This is a genomic window from Parvibaculum sp., from assembly GCF_035511255.1.
Classification (GTDB): Bacteria; Pseudomonadota; Alphaproteobacteria; order Parvibaculales; family Parvibaculaceae; genus Parvibaculum.
Map to the genome: position 1 here is coordinate 1 of NZ_DATKFR010000378.1, position 4,984 is coordinate 4,984.

At 62.8% G+C, this 4,984-nt stretch carries 5 protein-coding genes; 1 reads left to right on the forward strand and 4 read right to left on the reverse strand.

Going from position 1 to position 4,984, the window contains the following annotated elements:
• The 4 genes from VMR03_RS14545 to VMR03_RS14560 all read right to left on the reverse strand — a co-directional run.
• Positions 1-734, reverse strand: a 734-nt coding sequence (locus VMR03_RS14545) for an acyl-CoA dehydrogenase family protein (RefSeq protein ID WP_325406457.1), incomplete at its 3' end; no start/stop codon positions are given.
• A 199-nt stretch (positions 735-933) separates the two neighbouring features.
• Positions 934-2,583, reverse strand: a complete 1,650-nt coding sequence (gene groL / locus VMR03_RS14550) for a chaperonin GroEL (protein WP_325406458.1) — start codon at positions 2,581-2,583, stop codon at positions 934-936.
• Between the two features lie 84 nt (positions 2,584-2,667).
• On the reverse strand, positions 2,668-2,982 hold the full coding sequence (gene groES, locus VMR03_RS14555; RefSeq protein ID WP_325406460.1) for a co-chaperone GroES: 315 nt from the start codon (positions 2,980-2,982) through the stop codon (positions 2,668-2,670).
• A 177-nt stretch (positions 2,983-3,159) separates the two neighbouring features.
• Positions 3,160-3,780: a helix-turn-helix domain-containing protein gene (locus VMR03_RS14560; RefSeq protein WP_325406462.1), complete on the reverse strand. Its 621-nt coding sequence runs from the start codon at positions 3,778-3,780 to the stop codon at positions 3,160-3,162.
• A 193-nt stretch (positions 3,781-3,973) separates the two neighbouring features.
• Between VMR03_RS14560 and VMR03_RS14565 the strand changes: the two genes are divergently transcribed.
• The coding region (locus VMR03_RS14565; RefSeq protein WP_325406464.1) for a DSD1 family PLP-dependent enzyme at positions 3,974-4,984 on the forward strand (1,011 nt) is incomplete at its 3' end.

Genomic DNA, 4,984 nt, shown 5'->3' on the forward strand with positions numbered 1-4,984 from the left:
CGCTCATGGCCGAGGAGATAGTTGGCGTAGGTCCAGCCCTTGCCTTCCTCGCCGATGCGGTTCGCGGCCGGCACGCGCGCCTTCTCGAAGGTGACGCTGTTCAGCGAATGCTTGCCATCGATGGTGATGATGGGGTTCACCGCGACGCCTGGCGTCTTCATATCGATGCAGAGGAAGGTGATGCCTTCCTGCTTCTTGCCGGAATTGTCGGTGCGGAGCAGGCAGAAAATCCAGTCGGCATACTGGGCGAGGCTCGTCCAGATCTTCGTGCCGTCGACGATATAGTCGTCGCCGTCGCGCACCGCCGCGCATTGGAGCGAGGCGAGATCGGAGCCCGAGCCCGGCTCCGAATACCCCTGCGCCCAGAAGGTTGTGCTGTCGAGAATGCCGGGCAGCCAGCGTCTCTTTTGTTCCTCCGTGCCGAAGGTGTAGATCACGGGGCCGACATAGAGGAGGCCCATCGGCACGACATTGAGCGCGCCGGCGCGTTCGAGCTCCTCGTCGAAAATGTATTTCTGATTGGCCGTCCAGCCGGTGCCGCCATCCGCCTTCGGCCAGTTGACGGCGAGCCAGCCCTTCGCGGCCAGCGCGCGCTCCGATCGCTGATAATCCTCTTTCGACGCCGATTGGCCCCGCGCCATCTTCTCGACGATGTCGCGCGGATAATCGTGTTCGAAGAAGTCCCGCACCATCAGCCTGAACTCTTCGTCGGCTTTCGAGAATGAGAAGTCCATCGGTCCGTCCCTTGATCAATTTCTTGTTGGGAGAATTCTAGCGGTTCGCCGGGACGGCATCCAAAGCAAAAGGGCCGGCGTTTCCGCCGGCCCTTCGCATTCCGTAGCGTCAGTGTGGAAGGACTTAGAAGTCCATGCCGCCACTCGAACCGGCTTGGCCGGTTCGAGCCATCTTTCGATGATGGGCGGCTTTATGGACTTAGAAGTCCATGCCGCCCATGCCGCCCATTCCACCCATGCCGCCGGGCATGGCGGGCGCGGCGCCTTCCTTCTTCGGCGCTTCCGCGATCATGGCTTCCGTCGTGATCAGGAGCCCGGCAACCGAGGCCGCGTCCTGAAGCGCCGTGCGCACGACCTTGGTCGGGTCGACGATGCCGTTGGCGACGAGGTCGACATACTCTTCGTTCTGCGCGTCGAAGCCGTAATTGGCGGTCTTCGACTCAAGGACCTTCTGCACGACGATCGAGCCTTCAACACCGGCATTCTCGACGATCTGACGGATCGGAGCCTCGAGAGCCTTGCGGATGATGTTGATGCCGGCCTGGATGTCGGCATTGTCGCTCGTGAGCTTCGAAACGGCCTTGGTCGCCATCAGGAGAGCCGTGCCGCCGCCGGGGACGATGCCCTCTTCGACAGCCGCGCGGGTCGCATTGAGCGCGTCGTCGACGCGGTCCTTGCGCTCCTTCACTTCGACTTCCGTCGCGCCGCCGACCTTGATCACCGCAACGCCGCCCGCGAGCTTCGCGAGACGTTCCTGCAGCTTCTCCTTGTCGTAGTCGGACGTCGTCTCTTCGATCTGCCGCTTGATCTGGCTGACGCGAGCTTCGATGTCCTTCTTCTTGCCGACGCCGTCGATGACGGTCGTGTCGTCCTTCGTGATGCGGACGCGCTTGGCCTTGCCGAGCATGTCCGGCGTCACGTTCTCGAGCTTGATGCCCAGTTCTTCGGAGATGACCTGGCCGCCCGTGAGGACCGCGATGTCCTCGAGCATGGCCTTGCGGCGATCGCCGAAGCCCGGCGCCTTAACGGCCGCGACCTTGAGGCCGCCGCGCAGCTTGTTGACGACGAGCGTGGCGAGCGCCTCGCCTTCGATGTCTTCCGCGATGATGAGGAGCGGACGGCCCGACTGCACGACCGCTTCGAGGATCGGCAGCATCGGCTGAAGGTTCGTCAGCTTCTTCTCGTGGAGAAGGATCAGCGGCTCGTCGAGCTCGGCGACCATCTTGTCCGCGTTGGTGATGAAGTAGGGCGACAGGTAGCCGCGATCGAATTGCATGCCTTCGACGACATCGAGCTCGCTGTCGAGGGACTTGGCTTCCTCGACCGTGATGACGCCTTCATTGCCGACCTTGGCCATGGCCTCGGCGATCATCTTGCCGATTTCGCTTTCGCCGTTCGCCGAGATCGTGCCGACCTGGGCGATCTCTTCGTTCGACTTCACTTTCTTCGAACGCTTCATCAGGTCTTCGATGGCCGTCTTGACGGCGAGTTCGACGCCGCGCTTCAGGTCCATCGGGTTGAGACCGGCGGCAACCGCCTTCGCGCCTTCGCGAACGATCGCCTGGGTCAGAACCGTCGCCGTCGTGGTGCCGTCGCCGGCGGTGTCGTTCGTCTTCGACGCGACTTCCTTCACCATCTGGGCGCCCATGTTCTCGAACTTGTCTTCAAGCTCGATTTCCTTGGCGACCGTCACACCGTCCTTCGTGGTGCGCGGGGCACCGAAGGACTTGTCGATCACGACGTTTCGGCCCTTCGGACCGAGCGTCACCTTTACAGCGTCGGCGAGAATGTCCACGCCGCGGAGCATGCGCTCGCGGGCCGAACGGCCGAATTTGACTTCCTTAGCCATTGTTTTGCTTCCTCTTGAATTCTGAGCAGGGTCGGACGCGGGACATCAAAAAAGCCCGCGAACCGTTCACCGGTTTCACGAGCCTTATTCGGCAGCGGCCTTCTTCTTGGCGCCTTCGACGATGCCGAGAATGTCGGACTCTTTCATGATCAGCAGGTCCTGGCCGTCGATCTTGACTTCCGTGCCGGACCATTTGCCGAAGATCACCCGGTCGCCGACCTTGACGTCGAGCGCGACGATCTTGCCGTCTTCGCCGCGGGCGCCGGGGCCCACCGCGAGAATTTCACCCTGGGAGGGCTTTTCCTGAGCCGTCTCGGGGATGATGATGCCGCCGGCGGTCTTGGTATCTTCCTCGACGCGCTTAACGACGACGCGGTCATGCAGAGGACGGAATTTCATCTCTGGTCTTCTCCTGTTTCGGAACCGCGGTTTCCGCGGGAAACTTTGGGGATTGATGGGTTGTTAGCACTCACCCTCAAGGAGTGCTAACAACCCGCCGAACACATAAGACTGCCGCCCGGCAGAGTCAAGGCGCGGCATAAAAGCTTCATGTTTTCAAAGGTTAACGGCGCGCCGTCAGGCGGATTTCCGCAGGCCCCGAAGGCTCAGGCGGACGATCCGGGCGAGCCGGTCGCGGAAGTCGGCCTCGTCCCTCGCACCGTTCTCGGCGCCATGAGCGGCGGCGATCAGAGTATCCGTCGCGCCTTCGAGCGAGAGGCCGGCCGATTTCAGGTCCAGTTCGCCGCTGCGGACGCCGTCTTTCAGGGCCTTGGCGATGGATGCCCGGAAGCTCTTGTCGACGGGACCGAAAATGTCTTCGGAGAGCTCGACCTTGGAGTCGAGAAGCTCCGCGGCATGGGGGCTCGACAGAATCCAGCGATACATGAAGCCGAGCTTCGCATCGAGGAGAGCGAGTATCTTCGCCTCCGTTCCGAGACCCCGCTCGGCAACCGATTTCAGATCCGCCTCGACGCGCTCGGCAAGCTGGCGGGCCAGCGCCTCGAAAAGCTCGTCCTTGCTTTTGAAGTAGATATAGAGCGTGCCCTTGGCGACGTTCGCCGCTCCGGCGACGTCTTCCATCGAGGTGCGGCGGTAGCCGTAATGGCGAAAAAGGTTCAGCGCGGCATCGATGATCAGCGCGCGCTTGTCCGCGCCGCCCGTCCTGATCGCCGTTTCCTCGTTTACGCGTGCTGCCATGCTTTTCTCGCGGGTGGGGCTGCTGACCCCTTTGACCGGTACCGTCCAATTATTCTCATATCGCAGACCGCGCGCAAAGTCGCGGGGGCTTGCCGTCGCAGTCCGTTACGGCCCGGAGCCCGTTGCGGTTTCAAAACCTGCCGTTAGGATGGCGCCAGATTTTTTCAGTCGTCTGCAGTCAGGGAGAACGCGTATGGCCGGCCGTTTCGTCAATGAGGCCCTGATCGGGAAGCCGGGTTCTCGCGGTAAGCTTCAGACGCCGGCCCTCGTGCTCGATCTCGACGCCTTTGAGCGCAACGTGGCCGCCATGGCCGAACATTGCACGCGCAGCGGCATCCGCATCCGGCCCCACGCCAAGACGCATAAATGCGTCGCGATCGCCAGGGCGCAGATGGCCGCCGGCGCCATCGGCCAGTGCTGCGCCAAGCTCGGCGAGGCTGAAGCGATGGGAGAGGGCGGCATCGAAAGCCTGCTCATCACCTCGCCGGTCGTGACCGAGGGCGCGATCGCCCGGCTGATGGTGCTCAACGCGAAGATTTCCGATCTGATGGTCGCAGTCGACAATCCCGCAAATGCCGAGCGGCTCGCCGCCGCCGCGAAAGCCGCTGGCAAGAAGCTCAAGGTGCTGGTCGATCTCGATCCGGGCCTTCACCGCACCGGCATCGCCCCGGGCGAGCCTGTGCTTTCGCTGGGCAAGCAGGTCCACGCCTCGGAATGGCTCGAACTGCGCGGCCTCCAGTGCTATGCGGGCCATGTCATGCATATCGAGGATTTCGCCGACCGGCGCGAGAAGTCTCTGAAGGCGATGACACTCCTCGGCGCGACGCGCGACGCCTTCAAGGCGGCGGGGCTTCCGACCGATATCGTTTCGGGCGGCGGCACGGGCAGCTTCAACATCGACCCGGAAGCCAAGGTGCTCACGGAGCTGCAGGGTGGTTCCTATGTCTTCATGGACAAGCAGTATAACGACGTCCATGTCGGCAATGGCGCGCCGATCCCCTTCGAGACGTCGCTCTTTGTGCAGATGAGCGTCGTCTCGAACAACACGCCCAATCTCGCGACCACGGATGCGGGCTTCAAGGCCTTCTCGACGGATGCGGAAGCGCCGGTCCTGCTCTCCGGCGCGCCGGAAGGTTCGGCCTATTTCTTCTTCGGCGACGAGCAGGGCGGCATCGCGCTCCCGCAAGGCGCTTCCTTGCCGCTG